Origin of the sequence: Burkholderia ubonensis, from assembly GCF_902833085.1 — a bacterium.
GTDB classification, from domain to species: domain Bacteria; phylum Pseudomonadota; class Gammaproteobacteria; order Burkholderiales; family Burkholderiaceae; genus Burkholderia; species Burkholderia ubonensis.
Map to the genome: position 1 here is coordinate 577,847 of NZ_CADFEB010000003.1, position 18,037 is coordinate 595,883.

The 18,037-nt window shown below is 64.2% G+C and carries 14 protein-coding genes; 7 read left to right on the forward strand and 7 right to left on the reverse strand.

Annotated elements, in window-relative coordinates; translation table 11 throughout:
• Positions 1–12: 12 nt before the first annotated feature.
• The 7 genes from HWX31_RS10005 to HWX31_RS10035 all read left to right on the forward strand — a co-directional run bounded on the left by HWX31_RS10005 (position 13) and on the right by HWX31_RS10035 (position 9,783).
• Positions 13–1,191, forward strand: coding sequence for an efflux RND transporter periplasmic adaptor subunit (locus tag HWX31_RS10005; RefSeq protein WP_174958944.1), 1,179 nt, complete (start codon positions 13–15; stop codon positions 1,189–1,191).
• A 56-nt stretch (positions 1,192–1,247) separates the two neighbouring features.
• Positions 1,248–4,433: an efflux RND transporter permease subunit gene (locus HWX31_RS10010; RefSeq protein ID WP_174958947.1), complete on the forward strand. Its 3,186-nt coding sequence runs from the start codon at positions 1,248–1,250 to the stop codon at positions 4,431–4,433.
• A gap of 73 nt (positions 4,434–4,506) precedes the next feature.
• Positions 4,507–5,991 carry an efflux transporter outer membrane subunit gene (locus tag HWX31_RS10015; protein WP_244143724.1) on the forward strand — a complete coding sequence of 495 codons (1,485 nt, stop codon included), beginning with the start codon at positions 4,507–4,509 and terminating at the stop codon, positions 5,989–5,991.
• On the forward strand, positions 5,988–6,605 hold the full coding sequence (locus HWX31_RS10020) for a flavin reductase family protein (RefSeq protein WP_244143707.1): 618 nt from the start codon (positions 5,988–5,990) through the stop codon (positions 6,603–6,605). The genes HWX31_RS10015 and HWX31_RS10020 overlap by 4 nt, the downstream gene beginning before the upstream one ends.
• 80 nt (positions 6,606–6,685) lie before the next feature.
• Positions 6,686–7,462: an alpha/beta fold hydrolase gene (locus tag HWX31_RS10025; RefSeq protein WP_174958954.1), complete on the forward strand. Its 777-nt coding sequence runs from the start codon at positions 6,686–6,688 to the stop codon at positions 7,460–7,462.
• A 96-nt stretch (positions 7,463–7,558) separates the two neighbouring features.
• Positions 7,559–8,320, forward strand: coding sequence for an aspartate/glutamate racemase family protein (locus tag HWX31_RS10030; protein ID WP_174958957.1), 762 nt, complete (start codon positions 7,559–7,561; stop codon positions 8,318–8,320).
• Between the two features lie 98 nt (positions 8,321–8,418).
• The gene (locus tag HWX31_RS10035; RefSeq protein ID WP_175933903.1) at positions 8,419–9,783 is read left to right on the forward strand and encodes a cytosine permease; all 1,365 of its coding nucleotides are present in this window, start codon (positions 8,419–8,421) and stop codon (positions 9,781–9,783) included.
• A gap of 4 nt (positions 9,784–9,787) precedes the next feature.
• Here the strand turns inward: HWX31_RS10035 and HWX31_RS10040 are convergent, their stop codons facing one another.
• From HWX31_RS10040 to HWX31_RS10070, 7 genes are all read right to left on the reverse strand, one after another.
• Positions 9,788–10,126 (reverse strand): DMT family transporter, encoded by a 339-nt coding sequence (locus HWX31_RS10040; protein ID WP_174958963.1) that lies wholly within the window; start codon positions 10,124–10,126, stop codon positions 9,788–9,790.
• Positions 10,126–11,313: a hypothetical protein gene (locus HWX31_RS10045; RefSeq protein WP_244143708.1), complete on the reverse strand. Its 1,188-nt coding sequence runs from the start codon at positions 11,311–11,313 to the stop codon at positions 10,126–10,128. The genes HWX31_RS10040 and HWX31_RS10045 overlap by 1 nt, the downstream gene beginning before the upstream one ends.
• Before the next feature lie 18 nt (positions 11,314–11,331).
• A complete protein-coding gene (locus tag HWX31_RS10050) occupies positions 11,332–12,771 on the reverse strand; it encodes a UbiA family prenyltransferase (RefSeq protein WP_174958966.1) in 1,440 nt (479 codons plus the stop codon).
• Positions 12,772–13,056: 285 nt separating this feature from the next.
• Positions 13,057–14,826, reverse strand: coding sequence for a histidine kinase (locus HWX31_RS10055; RefSeq protein ID WP_174958968.1), 1,770 nt, complete (start codon positions 14,824–14,826; stop codon positions 13,057–13,059).
• Positions 14,827–14,919: 93 nt separating this feature from the next.
• Entirely contained in the window at positions 14,920–16,329 is a 1,410-nt protein-coding gene (nosR, locus tag HWX31_RS10060; RefSeq protein WP_174958971.1) for a response regulator c-di-GMP phosphodiesterase, NosR family, read from the reverse strand.
• Positions 16,330–16,350: 21 nt separating this feature from the next.
• Positions 16,351–16,500 (reverse strand): hypothetical protein, encoded by a 150-nt coding sequence (locus HWX31_RS10065; RefSeq protein WP_174958973.1) that lies wholly within the window; start codon positions 16,498–16,500, stop codon positions 16,351–16,353.
• A 235-nt stretch (positions 16,501–16,735) separates the two neighbouring features.
• Positions 16,736–17,809, reverse strand: coding sequence for an AraC family transcriptional regulator (locus tag HWX31_RS10070; RefSeq protein ID WP_174958975.1), 1,074 nt, complete (start codon positions 17,807–17,809; stop codon positions 16,736–16,738).
• Positions 17,810–18,037: the final 228 nt, after the last annotated feature.

Consider the following 18,037-nt stretch of genomic DNA (forward strand, 5'->3'; position numbering starts at 1 on the left):
GGAGTATTGCTCATGTCCTCCAAGCGCAAATACCTGGGTGCCGCGATCGCGGTAGCGCTTGTCGCGCTCGTTGCGGGCAGGCTCACCCCTTTGCCCGGCCGCGCCGATTCCGCGGTCGGGTTCGCGCATGCCGCGCCGCAGCCGCAAGGGGTGCAGGTCGACGCGGCGACGATCGTGTCGAAAACGATCATGGACCGGCAAAGCTATTCGGGTCGCCTGGAAGCGGTGGACAAGGTCGATATTCGTCCGTTGGTGTCGGGCACGATTCTCGCGGTGCACTTCAAGGACGACGCATTCGTGAACAAGGGCGACCTGCTGTTCACGATCGATCCGCGCCCCTACGCGGCCGAAGTCGATCGCGCAAAGGCACAGCTGGCCGCCGCGCAAGCGAGCTGCGCGTATGCCGCGGCCGAGCTGTCGCGCGCGCAGCGCCTGCTTGCCGACAACGCGATCGCGAAACGCCATTTCGACGAAAAGGAACATGCGGCCCTGGAAGCATCGGCCAATCTGCAAGCGGCTCGCGCGGCGCTGGAAGCGGCCAGGCTGAATCTCGACCATACGCGCATCCTCGCCCCCGTGACCGGCCGGATGTCACGCGCCCAGATCACGACGGGCAATATCGTCGCGTCCGGATCAGGGGCGCCGGTGCTGGCGACCTTGATGTCGGTCTCGCCCATCTTTGCATCGTTCGACATGGATGAACGGACCTATCTCCGCTTTCTGGAACATGACGGCAAGGATCATGTGACCGCCTGGCTCGCACTGAGCGACGAGGATGCCTATTCGCGCCGCGGCGCGATCACGTCGGTCGACAACCATCTCGATACCGGCTCCGGCACGATCCGGGTGAGCGCGCGCTTCGACAATCCGGACGGCAGCCTCATACCCGGACTGTTCGCGAAGGTCCGGATCGAGGGCGGCGCGCCCCACCCGGCCGTCATGATCGACGACCGCGCAGTGGTCACGGATCAGGACAAGAAATTCGTGTTCGTGCTCGATGCTCAGAATCACGCTCAGTATCGCGAGATCGCGCCGGGCGATCTGCATGACGGCTTGCGCGTCGTCACGCACGGCCTGCAACCCAACGACCGGATCGTCGTGAACGGCTTGCAGCGCTTGCATCCGGGCGATCTGGTGAAACCGAACATGGTGCAAATGGCTGGCGCATCCGCCACGGGCCCGAATCCCTGATGCGGCGAATCGGCATTCCAACGAGTTGACCAGATCGCGAGACCCGCGGAACCGGAATGAACCTCTCCAGACTATTCATCGATCGACCGATCCTCGCCGGCGTGCTGTCGGCCCTGATCCTGCTGGCGGGCGTGATTGCGCTCTTCCAGTTGCCCATCTCCGAATACCCGGAAGTGATCCCGCCGTCGATCATCGTGCGCGCGCAATACCCGGGCGCGAATCCGAAAGTGATTTCCGAGAGCGTCGCGTCGCCGCTCGAGGAGCAGATCAACGGGGTTGAGAACATGCTGTACATGCAGTCCCAGGCCAACAGCGACGGCAACCTCACGCTGACGGTCACCTTCAGGCTGGGCACCGACCCGGACAAGGCGCAGCAGCTGGTTCAGAACCGCGTGCTGCAGGCGATGCCGCGCCTGCCCGACGATGTGCAGCGGCTCGGCGTGACCACCGTGAAGTCGTCGCCGACCAACATTCTGTTCATCCACCTGGTGTCCCCGAACAATCGCTACGACATGACGTATCTGCGCAATTACGCGCTGCTCAACGTCAAGAACCGGCTCGAACGGATTCCCGGAGTCGGCGATGTCCCGTTGTACGGGTCCGGCGACTACGCGATGCGAATCTGGCTCGATCCACGGAAGATCGCCCAGTTCGGCCTGACCGCGAGCGACGTGGTCACTGCGATCCGCGAACAAAACGTCCAGGTGGCCGCCGGCGTGATCGGCGCATCGCCCGCGCCGGCCGACGTGCCGATGCAGCTCAACGTGAATGCCCACGGGCGCTTGCGGACCGAAGCCGAGTTTGGCGACATCGTGCTCAAGACGGCCCCCGATGGCGCGGTGACGCATCTGCGCGACGCGGCGCGCATCGAGCTGGCCGCCTCCGAATACGGGCTGCGCGCGCTGCTCGACAATCAACCCGCGGTCGGAATCGGCGTCAACCAGGCACCGGGCGGCAATGCACTCGAAATCGCCGTTCAGGCCCGCAAGATCATGGCGGAGCTGAAGGCCGATATGCCGCCGGGCGTGGATTACCGCATCGTCTACGACACCACCCGGTTCGTCCGCTCCAGCATCAGCGCCGTGGTGCATACCCTGCTCGAAGCGACCCTGCTGGTGGTGATCGTCGTGATCCTGTTCCTGCAGACCTGGCGCGCATCGATCATCCCGCTGCTGGCGGTGCCGATCTCCATCATCGGCACGTTCTCGCTGCTCCTCGTGTTCGGCTTCTCGATCAATGCATTGTCGCTGTTCGGCATGGTGCTCGCCATCGGCATCGTGGTCGACGACGCGATCGTGGTGGTCGAGAACGTCGAGCGCAACATCGCCGCGGGCCTGTCGCCGCGCGAAGCCACCCACCGCGCGATGCGCGAAGTCGGCGGGCCCATCGTCGCCATCGCGGTGTCGCTGGTCGCGGTATTCGTGCCGCTGGCTTTCATGCCCGGCCTGAGCGGACAGTTCTACAAGCAGTTCGCGATGACCATTGCGATTTCCACCGTGATCTCGGCGCTCAATTCGCTCACGTTGTCGCCGGCCTTGTGCACGCTGCTGCTCCGAGCGCACGATGCGCCTCCGGACAAGCCCACGCGCGTGATGAACCGGATCTTCGGCCGGTTCTTTGCCGCCTACGACCGGGCATTTCATCGCGGTTCGGAATCGTATGGCACGGGCGTGACCTGGGTCATCGGCCACAAGGCGTTGATGATGGGCGTGTACGCGGCGCTGCTCGGCGGCACCGCATTGCTGGGAAAGGCGGTACCCACCGGCTTCATTCCGACGCAGGACAAGGAATTTCTCATCAGTTTCGCGCAGTTGCCCAATGGCGCGTCGTTGAATCGCACGGAAGCGGTGATGCGCGAGATGTCCGCGATTGCGCTGAAGCAGCCGGGAGTCGAGAGCGCAGTGGAATTTCCGGGGCTGTCGGTCAATGGTTTCACCAATTCGTCCAGCGCGGGGGTGTTGTTCATCACCTTGAAGCCGTTCCGCGATCGCGAACGTGCCGACCTGTCGGCCAACGCGATCGCCGCCGCATTGAACCGGAAGTATGAAGGCATCAAGGAGTCTTTCATCGCCGTGTTCCCGCCGCCGCCCGTGCTGGGGCTGGGCACGCTCGGAGGCTTCAAGATGCAGCTGGAAGACCGTGGCGCGCTGGGCTATGAACAGCTGAACGCCGCCACCGAGGCGTTCCTCGAGCGTGCGGCCCAGGCCCCGGAACTGGGTCCGGCCTTCTCCAGCTATCAGATCAACGTACCGCAACTGAACGTCGATCTGGACCGCGTGAAGGCAAAACAGCTGGGGGTGTCGGTGACGGACGTGTTCGACACCATGCAGATCTATCTCGGTTCACTGTACGTGAACGACTTCAACCGCTTCGGTCGCGTGTACCAGGTGCGGGTACAGGCCGACGCACCGTTCCGGCAGCGCGCGAGCGACATCATGGCGTTGAAGACCCGCAACATCGCCGGCGACATGGTGCCGCTCTCGTCGCTCGTCACCGTGACGCCGACGTATGGCCCCGAAATGGTCGTCCACTATAACGGCTACACGGCCGCCGACATCAACGGCAGCCCCGCCCCCGGCTACTCGTCCGGACAGGCGCAGGCGGCAGCCGAGCGGATCGCCGCCGAGGTATTGCCCCGCGGCATCAAGTTCGAGTGGACCGATCTGACCTACCAGCAGATTCTGGCCGGAAATGCGGCGCTGTGGGTGTTCCCGATCAGCGTACTGCTGGTCTTTCTCGTGCTCGCCGCGCTGTACGAAAGCCTGACGCTGCCGTTGGCGGTGATCATGATCGTTCCGATGAGCATCCTGTCGGCGCTGCTGGGCGTATTTCTGACCGGGGGGGACAACAACATCTTCACGCAGATCGGCCTGATGGTGCTGGTAGGGCTCTCGGCGAAGAACGCGATCCTCATCGTCGAGTTCGCTCGCGAGCTGGAAATGCAGGGCCACTCGGTGACGCGCGCAGCGATCGAGGCGAGCCGCTTGCGCCTGCGCCCGATCCTGATGACCTCGATCGCGTTCATCCTGGGCGTGGTGCCGCTGGTGCTGTCGTCGGGCGCGGGTTCGGAAATGCGTCATGCGATGGGCATCGCGGTGTTTTTCGGCATGCTCGGGGTCACGTTGTTCGGACTGCTGCTCACGCCGGTGTTCTACGTGGTGCTGCGCATGCTCACGGGAGGCAGGATGCACGTGGCGCGGAGCGACCCGCCGGACTATGCGGTGCCGATGACGGATGCGTGAGGAAATCCAGGTGACCAGGATCCATGCATGCGTGAACCTCCGGGGACTGGTGTCAGTCAGCTGCACGCTGCTGATGCTGGTGCTGCTCGCCGCCTGCTCGGTGCAGCCGCGCTATGCACGTCCCGACGCGCCGATACCGGCCGGTTTCAAGGAAGCGCGCGTGATCGACGCAAAGGACGCGGGCGCGTGGAAACCCGCCCAGCCCGCCGATGCCGCGCAGCGCGGCGAATGGTGGGCGGTGTTCGGTGATCCGGTACTCGACGATCTCGAACAGCAGGCCGCGGTCGCCAACCAGGATTTGAAAGCGGCGGCCGCACGCGTGCGGCAGGCGCGCGCGCTGGTGCAGGCGGCACGTTCCGCCTGGTTCCCGTCGCTCGACGCGGGCTTCGGTCCCACGCGCGAAACGGTATCGGCGGCATCGCAGTTCCTGCCGCCGAGCGCGGGCTCGCAGACCACGACGCTGTGGCGCGCGCAAGGCACGGTCTCGTACGAAGCGGACCTGTTCGGGCGGATCGGGGCGAACGTCGACGCGGTACGCGCGGATGCCCAGCAAAGCGAAGCGCTGCTCCGTTCGGTTCAGCTGTCGCTGCAGGCGGATGTCGCGCAGAACTACTTTCAGCTGCGCGAATACGACACCAGCCAGGATCTGTATCGACGCACCGTGTCGCTACGCGAGAACGCGCTGAATCTGAACGAGCATCGCTTCAAGGAAGGCGACATCAGCGAACTCGATGTCGCGCAGGCGCGCAACGAACTCGCTTCGGCGCGCGCCGACATGGTCGGCAGCGCGCGCCAGCGCGCCGCATCGGAGCACGGCCTCGCCATCCTGCTCGGCAAGGCCCCCGCCGATTTCTCGTTCCCGCAAACGCCGCTCGCGCCGGTCGCCGTGCGCGTGCCGGCCGGCTTGCCATCCGCGCTGCTCGAGCGCCGTCCGGATATTGCGGCGGCGGAGCGGTCGATGGCCGCGGCGAATGCCCGGGTCGGTCTCGCGAAGTCCGCGTTTTTCCCAAAGCTCGACATCACCGGGTCGTTCGGCTACGAGTCGGCGACCCTGGGCGATCTCTTCTTGTGGTCGAGCCGGGTGTTCGTGCTCGGGCCGCTGGCGGGCACCGCGCTGACGCTGCCGATCTTCGACGGCGGCCGCCGGCAGGCGGGCCTCGACCAGGCGCGCGCGAAGTACGACGAGGATGTCGCGCTGTACCGCCAGCAGGTGCTCATCGCATTCCGTGAAGTCGAGGACGAGCTCGCCAACCTGCGTCTGCTCGACGAGCAGATCCGTGCGCAGAGCGACGCGGTCGACGCATCGGAGCGCGCTGCCCGGCTGTCGCGGCTCCAGTATCAGGAGGGACAGGTGAGCTATCTCGACGTAATTGACAGCGAGCGCTCGGCGCTGGCGTCGCAATTGCAGGCAAGTCACCTGGCGGGCGCGCAGGCGGTGTCGACGGTGAACCTGATCCGTGCCCTCGGCGGAGGCTGGGACAACCCGCCCGCCGACGCCCGACAACCCGCCTCGCCCACCGGGCCGGGTTCCGTTATTTCCATGGAGCGCGCGCAATGACATGCGACCAGACCAACCATCGTTTGAGAGTGACGCACGATTCCGGGCACCCGCCAGGAATCCTGAGCGGCACCGACAAGAGCCCGCACGAGTCCCGCATCGATCGGACCGACGCCGCGCTCATGGAAAATCCGGAAATCGTCGCCGACGAATTCAGGAAAGCCATGCGCCGCCTGACTGCGGCCGTGTCGATCATCGCGACGAGGGAAGGCGCGACGCGCTATGGCATCGTGGCGACGGCCGTCAGTTCATTGTGCATGGCCCCTCCGGCAATTCTGGTGTGCATCAATCGCGCCAGCAGCATCTTCGATCCGCTGGTGCGCAGGAAATATTTCTCCGTGAGCCTGCTGCAGGAGCGGCAAGCTGCGCTCGTTCCGGTATTCGGCGGGCAGTCGAAGCACTGCGACCGCTTCGAACACGGCGCCTGGGCGGACATCCATGATTTGCCGTTCCTGATCGACGCGCAGGCAGCGCTCTTCTGCCGTCTCGATGGCAGGCTGCACTACGGCAGCCACGAGATCGTGATCGGGCGCGTCGAAGCCGTGGAGGTTGCCGAATCCATCTCCCCTTTGCTCTGGCAGGATGGTGCGCCGGCTGCGTCGAGAGTACTGTGAACATGCGCATCACGTACGAGAACAGGTCGAACCTTATTGCGTTGTCCTATTTCTTTACTCACTGAAGAGGATCATTACCGATGGCTACATTTTCCGTTGCGGAAACGAGCGTCAATTACACGACGACCGGCACGGGGCCGGGCCTGGTGCTGGTTCACGGAACAAGTATCGATGCTCAGGCAAATTTTGGTCACGTGACCGGCCGGTTCGCCGATCGACGGCTGGTCATCGCGCCCAACTATGCGGGATGTGGTGATTCCACCATCCCCGCGGGCGATTTGACGCTCGACATACTGGTCGAACAGATCGCCGGCACCATTCGCCATGCGGATATCGGCGCCGTCGACCTGGTGGGCGATTCGTTGGGAGCCGTGGTGGCAGCGGCCACCGCGGCAACCCATCCATCGCTGGTGCGCAGGCTGGTGCTGGTCTCAGGGTGGGCGGACAGCGGCGACGCGCGCCACCGGATGGTGTTCGACACCTGGGCTCGCCTCGAGGGAACGGACTCGGAGCTGAGCAATCGCTACGTCATGTCCCTGGCGGTCAAGCCCGCGTTTCTCACCGCGCTCGGCGGCGACAACATCGCGGCGTTCCTGCGCCAGGCCGCCCCTCCGGACACGCAACGTCGCATCGCGCTCGGCCAACGGATCAACCTGCGCGACAAGCTGCCGAACATCAGCGCGCCGACGCTGATCGTGCATGGCTCGCACGACTATCTGATTCCCCCTTACCAGGCCCAGGTGCTGCATCAACTAATCAGCAACAGCCGGTACGACGAGATCGACAGCGGCCATGCGGTGTTTCTCGAGGCGGCCGACGAGCTGGTTGCGCGCATCCGCGACTTCCTGCTCGATTGATGCGCCGCTTCGACAGAGAGCATTGCTTCCCCCACCGTGTCATTTCACGGCTTGACGGCGTGAAATCGACCTTTTGACGATCAGGAGCAGAATCTCATGGTGAAGCTGCGCATCATCTCTCCGCACTACACGGAAGAATCCACGGAGGTCGAGGACCTCAAGACCTACATCCGACTGTTCAGGAAGGACGGCCTGGATATTTCGCATACGGCGATCGAAACCGGGCCGGCCTCCATCGAATGCGAGCTGGATCAGGCGCTTGCCACGCCGGGTACGATCCGGGAGGTCGCACGCGCCGCCAACGAAGGGATCGACGTCGCCGTCGTCGCCTGTTTCGGCGACCCGGGCGTCGCCGCATCGCGGGAGGTCGTACGGATCCCGGTGCTGGGCCCCGGGCAAACGTCGATGTATGTCGCGTCGCTGCTTGGGCACAAATTCTCGGTCGTCACCGTGGTGGAGACGGTACGTCCGCTTATCGAGAATCTCGCGAGGCAAGCCGCGATCATCGACAAGCTGGCGTCCATTCGGGTCATCAATATTCCGGTGATGGAACTCGGCGCCGATGTCGCCGTGCTCCACGACGCGCTGGCACGGGAAGCCGCCGCGGCAGTCCGGGAGGATCGTGCCGATGCGATCGTGCTGGGCTGCACCGGGTTTCTCGGCAGCGCGGAGGCGGTCACGGCGAAACTCGCGTCGCAAGACATCCGGGTTCCGGTAATCGATCCCCTGCCCGCCACCATCGCGATTGCACGGGCCCTGTCCGAGCTGGGGCTCACGCATGGCCCCCATGCCTACCGATGCGACCCGGGCAAGCCGACCAGGGGATACGACACACTGATCGACACCCTCAGGCGCTGAATTCCGAACCCGTCACGAATGACCGCATGGACTGGTTCCACGAAGAGCCCGCCTGTCGGCCGCTCTTCCGGCGCCCATCCGAACACGGAGCAGCCGCGATGAAATCGTTCTCGACGACCGACAAGTTTCAACCTTGCGCCGACAGCCGGCCCTCGGAAAAGCCGAATATCTGGGAGAAGACGCAGGACTTCGCGCTGGAGCCGGTTCCGGCCGGCAGCCGAAGGTCCTGGCTCTCCATGACCGTGATCATGGTCGCGATCGGCTTCGATGTCGGCGCTTTCCTGATCGGCATCGCGCTTGCCGATGGCCTGTCTCTGGTCAAGGCGATTCTGGCCGCATTGTCCGGCTCGACCTTGTTGGGATTGCTCGCAATCTCGTGCGCGGTGGTCGGCAGCCGTACCGGGTTTTCGGCGGCGCGCGTCGCGTGGTTCTCGTTCGGGCACTACGCCGCACGCCTGATCGCGCTGCTCTCCGGACTGAGTCTGTTGGGTTGGTTCGGCGTACAGGACGGCTTCCTGGGCAACAACCTGGCCGACATCTTCGCGACGCTCGGCTTCCATGTGCCCGGCGCGCTCTTTTCCGTCTGCGGTGGCATCCTGATGACGTCGACCGCGATCTACGGCTACCGTTCGATGGAGACGCTCTCCAAATGGTCGGTGCCCGCGCTGATGCTCACGATGGGTCTGGCGATCGCGGTACTGTTCGCACGCGGCGGGCTCTCGGAGCACGCGCCTCCCCATCCCATCCGGTTCACCGTCGCGATGGGCTACGTGCTGAGCGGCTTTCTCGCGTCGGTATCCTCGTTTCCCGATATCTCCCGCTATGCGCGTAGTACGAAGGACGCAGCGCTCGGCGCGTTCTTCGGTTTTTTCCTCGGCAACAGTCTGATGCTCGTCATCGCGATCGTGCTGTCGAAGTACACCGGCGAATCCAATCTGGTGAAACTGTTCGCGAGCCTTCACATGACGTTGTGCGCCGTGATCGTGCTGACCTTGGCTCAGTGGGTCACCAACACGTCGAACATCTATTCGATCAGCCTGGCCTTCTCCAGCGTCGCACCGGAAGCCGGTATCCCCAAGGCGCTCTACGCGATCGGCGCCGGTGCGGTCGGCACGACGCTCGCCGTCGCGGGAATCGCCGATCATTTCCTGAACTTTCTCGTCATGATGTCGATCGTCGTCGCCCCGATAGGCGGCGCCTACAGCGGCTACTACTTTCTCTGCCTGCGCGGGCGACTGCCCGAACGCGCACCCGCCGTGGTGCCCGGAAGCTTGCTGGCATGGATCTCGGGCGCGATCCTCGGGTGGTTGACCATGCGCTTCGATCCACTCAACGGACTCTACGGCCTGGGCGTCTTTTCGCTGACTACCGTGCCTCCCGTCGACGGCTTCCTGCTGGCCTTCGCCATCGGCGGATTTCCGCTGCGCGGGATCCGACGCGGGAGAACGCCGGAAAACCGTTGAGGTCTTACGCGGACCGGGTCACCAGCCAGATGCCGACGAGAATGACCAGCGCACCCGCCACCTGGGTCGGACGCAGCACGTGTTCATGCCATGCCGTGAAGCCGAGCACGACGAGAATCGAAATCGCAACCATCAACGGATAAGCGACACCCAGGTTCGCCTTGCGCAGCGCGAACGCATACAGCACGAAACCGACGCCGTATGCGCCGATCGCCGCGCCGCGCAGCACCCACGGCAACAGCGCCGAAGCGCCGGCCGCCACGCCCTGCACCGCGGCGATGCGCAGCAGCACGCTTGCCAGTCCGCCGAACGCGCCGCTCGCGGCGAGGATCAGCCAGTTCATCACGCGGTCTCCTTCGCCTCGGCAAAGCCGGATACACGCGGCGTACGCGCCGCTCCGCCATGGTCGGCCGCTGCACGGCCGCCGAAGATCGCGTCGAACCGGGTTGCGCCGTGCAGCGCGATCAGGATGATCGCCGGAAACACGACCGAGAAATTGCGTGCCTCGTCGCGGCAACCGAACAGCAGGAACAGCGGCACCACCGGAACGAAGGCCGCGAGGAAGTAGCGGCGATAGCGCGACGGCGTATTGCGCCACGCCGCGCGGAAGAACACCGCGAGCGGCACCAGCATCAGCGGATTCTCCAGGCTCGGCGTGAAAATACCCTTGCCGACCAGGTTGTAGAACGACAGATAGGACGCCGGATTCACCCAGAATTTCAGGTTGCCCCACAACTGGAAGGCGACGAAGTCGCCGGCGTTATCGGCATATCCGCTCATGATGAAGTGGCGCGTCGCGAAGCAGATCGCGAGCTGCGCGGCAAGCCAGCCGAACCGCTTCGACAGCGCGACGTCGCTGTCATGCAGGAAGAACAGCGCCAGCGGAACGAGGAAGAACGTTTCCTTGTTCAGCGAGAAGATCGCGATCAGCAGCGTGCACACCACCATGCGCTGCCGCAGCAGGAAATAGCACGCACCGAGCGCGCCGAGAATCTCGAAGAAATCGTAGTAGTACCCGCCCTGCTGAAACGTGAGCGGATAGATAAAACTGAATGCGGCAAGAAAGCCGATCGACTGGCCGAAGTTCAGTCCGTGCAGGCGTGCGAGCTTGTAGACCAGCAGCAGCGCGAACAGCATCGACAACACGATCGCGATGTACGTCAGGTGATAGGTGATCGCGACGACCGGTGTCCAGTACTCGCTCGGCACGCCGGAGAAATAGGCGTTGCGCAGCGAATCGTGGCGCTTGATCGAACGGAAGAGCTTCTGTTGCTTCTCCGGATCGAGCTGCTCGGTCAGCCACTTCGCGGCCTGCGGAAACGACGAGCGATAGGCGAACGGCTTCGGGGCATCGCCGTTCATCATGCCGACCAGGCTGTAGCTGGTCGCGAAATCCGCGCCCTGGTCGTCGCGGAACCCCCATTTCAGCAGCATGCTGTTGGTGATGTTGCCTGCGCAGATGAACAGCATCACGTAGACGATCGCGAAACGGCAAAACGCCGCCACTCTCTTTTGATTCTTTTCCGTCATGGGTATCGATTGTTCCAATTACAGGATCGGCAGAAAATGCGCGGTCAGCACGATCGCCACCATCGCGAGCAGCACCCCGAGGCTGCCGCGATTCTCGAGCAGGTGCACGATCGGGTCGTCGTGCATCGCACCGCGCACCGTCGTGACCCACAGCCGGCCGAACAGATAGATCAGCGCGATCTGCACGAGCCAGAGCAAATGCGGCGATGCATAGCGCGCGGCCGTTTCGGGGGCATTGATGAAGAGCCCGAACACGACCACCGCGGCAAGCGATGCGCCGATGCCGAACGGCCACAGCACTTCGAGATCGCCGACCCGGTAGTCGCGTCCGGCGGACTCGCGCTTGTCGCTCTGCCGCAGCAGCACGAGCTCCGAACAGCGCTTGACGAGCGCGAGGCTCAGGAACGTGAGGACCGAGAACGCGAGCAGCCAGTGGCTGACGGCGATGCCGACCGCCACGGCGCCGGCAACGATGCGCAGCGTGTACAGCAGCGACAGCACGATGACGTCGAGCAGCACGATCGACTTCAGCCGCCAGCTGTACGCGGAGGTCAACATCAGATACAGGACGAACATCCCCACGAATTGCGCCGACACCGTACCGGCGAGCGCAAATGCCAGCGTCAGCAGCACGGCGCCGCCGCCTATCCCCTGCGCGATCGACAGCGTGCCTTTCGCGAACGGGCGATTGCGCTTGCGCGGATGACGGCGGTCGTTGTCGAGATCCCACAGATCGTTGACGATGTAGGTCGCGGACGCGCCAAGGGACAGCGCGAGAAACGCCACCACCAAGGTCCCGATCTTGTCGGCGTCGAAGAATGCGAACGCCGTGAGCAACGGCACGAACAGCAACAGGTTCTTCAGCCATTGATGCACGCGCAGCGCCTTGCACCAGGTCGAGACATTGACGCACTCGTTCGAGAATTCGCGCTCGATGCGAACGGTGTCGCGGATCGTCGCGGTCACGGCCGGCGTCGCGCCCGCGAGAATCGCGCCCTGCGCCGCCGCCCAGACAGGAAGATCGGCCTTGCTGTCGCCCGCATAGACGAAACGCTCGCCGACGTGCTTGCGGATGCGCGCCAGCTTCGCTTCGCCTTTCAGGTTGGTCTCGCCATCGGTCGCGATGACTTCGTCGAACAGGTCGAGATGCTCGCCGACCCGTTCCGCAATCGAGCGATGCGCGGCCGTCGCGAGAACGATCTTGCGGCCTCGCTGCTGCTCCTGTTCGAGATACTCGACCAACGGCGCTCGATAAGGCAAATGTTCGACGTGCAGATCGGCCTGCTCGGCAATCCTGGCCTTGAACGTGCTGCGGCCGCTGGCGAGCCAGAACGGAAATCGCAGCAGGCTCGCCGGCTTGCGCCGGACGGCTCGGATGACGGATTCAGCCAGCGTGTCGGTTGTTGTCAGCGTGCCGTCGAGATCGACGACAAGCGGTAAATCTCTGGTCTCACGCACTTTCAATACTATTTGTGTTGTTTTGAATCAATTATTCATGACGATACGTCAACAATCGCCATGATTTACTGCCGGCGTGAGATTCGTTCCCTCGCGCATTCGTATTGTTTCATTTTGCTGACGGCTCGGAATGATACAGCATAGGACACGTCCTAAAACGACGTTTCGGAAGGCCCTCTCCACCTGACGGCAAGCCTTTACCGCGCACCGGGAATCCGGGGCGCGGCTGGCGGGTTATGGTTGGCTAGACCGTTAGTTGCGTAACACGCGGTGCAAACCTGACGTTCACGCCTCGTCCCGCAATACGGCGGCATGCGCCTCGTCCCGTGCGTGCCGGATCGGCAATCGGATCGAGAAAGTCGAGCCGCGCCCCGGCTCGCTCGTCACATCGATGACGCCGCGATGACGCTCGACGATTCCGTGCGACACCGACAGCCCGAGCCCGGTCCCCTGCCCGACCGGTTTGGTCGTGAAGAACGGATCGAAGATCCGGCGCATGACGTCGGGCGGCATGCCCTTTCCGGTATCGCTGATCGCGATCGTCACGTAGTCGCCGTCGCTCGTCGTGCGAATCGTGATGACGCCGCGCCCCGGGATCGCCTGCGCCGCATTGACGAGCAGGTTCATGAACACCTGGTTCAGTTGCGAAGGCAGGCATTCGACGCGCGGCACGTCGCCGTACTCGCGCACGACGTCGGCCTTGTACTTGAGCTCGTTGTGGACGACGTTCAGTGTGCTCTCGAGGCCCGCGTGGATGTCGACGACGCTCCATTCGTCGCTGCCCGGGCGCGAGAAGTCGCGCAGGTCCTGCACGATGCGCCGCACCCGCATCGTCCCGTCGATCGATTCATCGATCAGCGTCGCGATCTCGCCGCGAATGTAGTCGATATCCGCCGCGCGTTCCGCGGCCGTCAGCGCAACGCGGGTTTCGGCGTCGTGCCTCGGCAGCGCGGCTTCATGCGCGGCGACCACGTCGAGCAGGCCACGGACCCAGGTCTTCAGCGTATTGAGATTCGCGCTGACGAAGCCGATCGGATTGTTGATCTCGTGCGCGACGCCGGCCGCGAGCTGGCCGATCGACGCGAGCTTTTCCGACTGCAGCAGTTGAACGTGGGTTTCCTCGAGCTCGTGCAGCAGGCGCCGCTGCTCGTCCTTCTCCTGTTCGAGGCGCGCTTGCGCCGCCTTGCGCTCCTCGATCTCGCGCGCCATGTGCGCGCGGGTGCGCTGCAGCGTCTCGGTCGTCAGCTCGTATCGGCGCAGCGCCTGCTCGAGCTCGGCCGTGCGCACCTGCACGAGGTCCTCGAGCATGTCGGTGATGCCGCGCAGGAACATCGTGCGTGCGTCGAAGCGCGAGATCATCAGCGTCACGATCAGGATCGCCAGCGTGAACAGCGCGACCGTCGTTGCCAGCCACGGCGTGTCGATGCCGTTCGCGGCGCCGCAACGCGCGTTAGGCGCGAAATGCGCCGCCGCCATCGCCGTGTAATGCATGCCGCTGATCGCGATGCCCATGAGCGTGGCCGCGCCCACGCGTCGCGCGATCGCGAATCCCGCATGCCGCGTGCGCAGCGCCTGGGCGAGCCACAGTGCGGCGGTCGACGCCAGCACGGCGATGCCGATCGACGCGGCGAACAGCGCGGGATCGTAGCGGATGCCCGGCTGCATCTGCATCGCGGCCATGCCCGTGTAATGCATGCCGGCGATGCCGCCCCCCATCAGCACGCCGCCGGCGAGCAGCCGGGAACGCGTCAGCGCGGCGCGCGTCACCACGCTCAGCGCGAAGTACGACACGAGCACGGCGATCGCGAGCGATACGCCCGTCGCGACCAGGTCGTAGCCGAGGGGAATCGGCAGCGAGAACGCCAGCATGCCGACGAAATGCATCGACCAGATTCCGGTGCCCATCGCGGCCGCGCCGCCGCCCAGCCACGCGCGCCTGAGCCGCGGCTTGTCGAGCAGCGAAATGAACGCGGCCAGATCGAGCGCCGTATAGGAAGCCAGCGTCGCGATGACGAGCGACAGCAGGACGAGCGACGGATGGTAGGTGCCTTGCATGGTCGCGTCCGGTCAGGTGAGGGTGCCCTTGCCGCGTGGTGCGGCAGGTCGTGCGGCCGGTCATGAGGCGCGGCGACACGCGCCGCGCCGCCGTTACCCGGCCGGGCCGCCGGCCGCCGGCACAGGCTTCGGCGCGCTCGGCGCGGCAAGCACCAGAATGTCGAACGGCGTCCCCTCCCGCGCTTCGAAACGGCGCACGAGGTCGATCTGATGGGTCGTCATCACGCTGCCCTTCGTCATCAGCAGCACGCCGCGATGCGTGCGCAGGTCGTCCGCGAGCTGCATCCCTTCGCACAGCTGCCCGGATTTCACTTCCGACACCGACGACGCGATGCCCAAGGCCGCGGGCTTTTGCATCAGCGCCACGAAGCGTTCGACGATCTGCGGGTCGTAGCGCACGCCGGCCTGCGACTTGAGGACGTCGAGCGCCTGTTCGACGGAATGCGGCGGGCCGATCTCGCCGAGGCGCAGCCCCTCGAAATCACGCGCGACCGCGATGATCCGCGAGCCGAGCGGAATATCGATGCCCGAGAGGCCGTTCGGCGCGCCGCGGCCGTTGAACCGTTCGTACTGGTGCAGCACGATCGACGCGACCTGGTGAAGCTGCGCAACCGGCGTCAGCACCATTTGCGCGCGCAGCGGATGCTGCTGGAACAGTCGCGACTCGTCCGTGGTCATGCGGCTCAGCGGCTTGTGCAGCAGCTCGTCGGGCAACGACAGCTTGCCGATCCCGTGCAGCAGCCCGGCGTAATAGACGTCCTGCGCGTGAAGACTGGACATGTCGGACGCGAACGCGAGATGACGCGCGATTTCGCCGATGCGCATCGACTTTCCGCTGGCGTCCCCGCAGCGCAGCTCGATCATGCTCGCGCAGATCTGCACCATCGCCGTGAAATTGCTTTTCAGGTCGCGCTGCGCCGCTTCGAGGAACATCACGGTCTGGGCCAGTTCCTCGGTGCGGGTCCGCACCTGGGTTTCGAGCTCCGTGTTGAACCGGCGCAGCGTCTCGTTCTGCGCCTGCGTGAGCGCCGTCAGCCGCGCGGCCTCGCGCCGCAGGCGCCGCTGTTCGAGCGCCTGTTCGATCGTCAGCAGCAGATCGTGGTCGTCCCACGGCTTGTTCAGGTAGCGATAGATGCCGCCTTCGTTGATCGCCTGCACCACCGAGTCGATTTCCGAATAGCCGGTCAGCAGGATGCGCATCGTGTCGGGCTGCAAGTCCCGCGCGCGGGCGAGGAACGCCGCGCCGCTCATGTGCGGCATGCGCATGTCCGATACGATCAGGTCGACTTCGGTCGACGCCAGGATCTCGAGCGCCGCCTCGCCGCCGTCGGCGGTCAGCACCTCATAGCGCGCCGGCCTGAGCAGGCGCTTGAGCGCCGACAGCACCGCGGGCTCGTCGTCGACGAGCAGGATCACCGGCGCGGCGGGCGTCTCGTCGGCCGGCTGCGTCGCGTCGACTGTCGTGCTGCCGCCTGTTGCGCTGTGGGTTGCCGGCGTCGTCATGATGGCCCTCGTATCGAATTCTCACGCCTTGCCTGCAACATCGGCCTGCGCCGCCGTTTCTGCATCGGGGAAAACGCGGATCGATGTCCGGCGCGCGTTCGCCTGCGCCGGCTGCAGGGAGGCCTGAATGGCGGCATCAGGCTGCCGTTGCGCAGCGGATGGTGCGTTCATGATTCCCCGGAATGTGGACATGCGCGACGTGCGCGGCCGGCTGCCGCCTGTTTTTCCTGTCCTGGTTCGGTGACGTCCTGCTCGTGGCGCCGGCGAGCATGGCTCTCGACAATGCTATGAATTCGAACCCGAAATTTCAAGCAGCTTTGCGCGCGCTTTGTTCCGGAATTTCTGAAAGCCATCCGACCAGTCAATGCCCGGATTCACGGCCGGCGGACCAGGCAGCCGCCCTCTGCTACAACCCCTCTCTCTGCCCCGACAACAGCATCTTCCGGTAGGCGCCGGGCTTCTCGCCCGAAATGCGGGCAAACGCCCGGCTGAACGTGGCGACGTCGAAATAGCCCAGCTTTTCGGCGACGTCGAACAATGCGATCGCCGGGTTCTGCAGGAAGTTCTTCGCGAGATCGATCATCACGCTCTTCACCAGCGCATTGAAGTTCGCGCCTTCGATCTCGAGCCGGCGCTGCAGCGTGCGCGCGTTCATGCCGAGCGCGTCGGCAACCGCATTCAGGCTTCGGTATCTGGCCCACGACTGATAGAGGAGCTGGGTCACCCGCGCCGTGATCGACTGCTTCGTGTGATTGGCCAGCTGCCATTCCAGCTGATTGCAGCGCGGCAACAATTGCCGGAATACCGCCCGATTCGAGAACCGGAGCTTCGACATCAGCAACCAGGCGGGAAAAATGATCCGGGTATGCGGCGCATTGAATTCGACCGGGCAGCCGAATATTCTCTTGAACGTCCGTTTCGGTACTTTTGATTTTGGCAGAGAAAATTCAATTTTCGTAAATGGCGCCGGATAACCGAGCATGTCTTCCGACTCGGTCCGAATCGTGGCCACGCAGATTTCCGTATTCAACTGCCGCAGGTTCTCGTTGAAGCGATAACCGTCCACGACGATCGACGCCAGATCCCCATGCTCTTCCACTCTCATTCTGAAATACGACTCGCCGGTGAGCGGATGGTCGCATGCGAATTGCCATGCTTCGCCGAAGGTCGGCGCACATTGCATCGCGTAGCCGCGCACCCCGCCGATCGAAACGTGGATCGCCTGCCCGATCTTCAAGCCGAGCGCGGGGTCCCGCGACAGGCGCCTGGCGTTCTCCAGCACGGCGAGTTCCTGCGCATACGTGATCGACACTTCGTCGTTCTCGAGCTGTTGAACGGAGATATCGGCGCCTCGCAATACCGCCTCCGCGGCGATGCCGGCCGCGTCGAGCAGATCGACGACGATCGAGACGGTGTGAAGCGAAACCGGAGTTTGAATTTCATCGACATGATCAAGTGTTGAATCCATCGAGCCGTTCATCGCGTGTTCCATCCGAATGCGTCGGTATCGGGTGCCGGATTTCACGAGAGTATATGCTCGGTTTGTCGTGAAATGCCTAAGAATGTCGCCAAGTGCCTATTGACTATCCAGGGTAAAACCGCAAAAGTACGATCGGCATGATTTGAATACAAAACCACCGGGGCGAAGCGAACGAACCCTGTTGCGAAACATAATAAAGCGGGCCGAACGTGTTATGAGTGAGCATGT

Excerpts from the sequence above, each read along its gene's own strand:
- nosR (WP_174958971.1), bottom strand. The coding sequence starts at position 16,329 with ATGACGACGCCGGCAACCCACAGCGCAACAGGCGGCAGCACGACAGTC.
- HWX31_RS10035 (WP_175933903.1), top strand. The coding sequence starts at position 8,419 with ATGAAATCGTTCTCGACGACCGACAAGTTTCAACCTTGCGCCGACAGC.
- HWX31_RS10030 (WP_174958957.1), top strand. The coding sequence starts at position 7,559 with ATGGTGAAGCTGCGCATCATCTCTCCGCACTACACGGAAGAATCCACG.
- HWX31_RS10070 (WP_174958975.1), bottom strand. The coding sequence starts at position 17,809 with ATGAACGGCTCGATGGATTCAACACTTGATCATGTCGATGAAATTCAA.
- HWX31_RS10020 (WP_244143707.1), top strand. The coding sequence starts at position 5,988 with ATGACATGCGACCAGACCAACCATCGTTTGAGAGTGACGCACGATTCC.
- HWX31_RS10045 (WP_244143708.1), bottom strand. The coding sequence starts at position 11,313 with ATGACGGAAAAGAATCAAAAGAGAGTGGCGGCGTTTTGCCGTTTCGCG.
- HWX31_RS10015 (WP_244143724.1), top strand. The coding sequence starts at position 4,507 with ATGCTGGTGCTGCTCGCCGCCTGCTCGGTGCAGCCGCGCTATGCACGT.
- HWX31_RS10005 (WP_174958944.1), top strand. The coding sequence starts at position 13 with ATGTCCTCCAAGCGCAAATACCTGGGTGCCGCGATCGCGGTAGCGCTT.
- HWX31_RS10065 (WP_174958973.1), bottom strand. The coding sequence starts at position 16,500 with ATGAACGCACCATCCGCTGCGCAACGGCAGCCTGATGCCGCCATTCAG.
- HWX31_RS10055 (WP_174958968.1), bottom strand. The coding sequence starts at position 14,826 with ATGCAAGGCACCTACCATCCGTCGCTCGTCCTGCTGTCGCTCGTCATC.
- HWX31_RS10040 (WP_174958963.1), bottom strand. The coding sequence starts at position 10,126 with ATGAACTGGCTGATCCTCGCCGCGAGCGGCGCGTTCGGCGGACTGGCA.
- HWX31_RS10025 (WP_174958954.1), top strand. The coding sequence starts at position 6,686 with ATGGCTACATTTTCCGTTGCGGAAACGAGCGTCAATTACACGACGACC.
- HWX31_RS10010 (WP_174958947.1), top strand. The coding sequence starts at position 1,248 with ATGAACCTCTCCAGACTATTCATCGATCGACCGATCCTCGCCGGCGTG.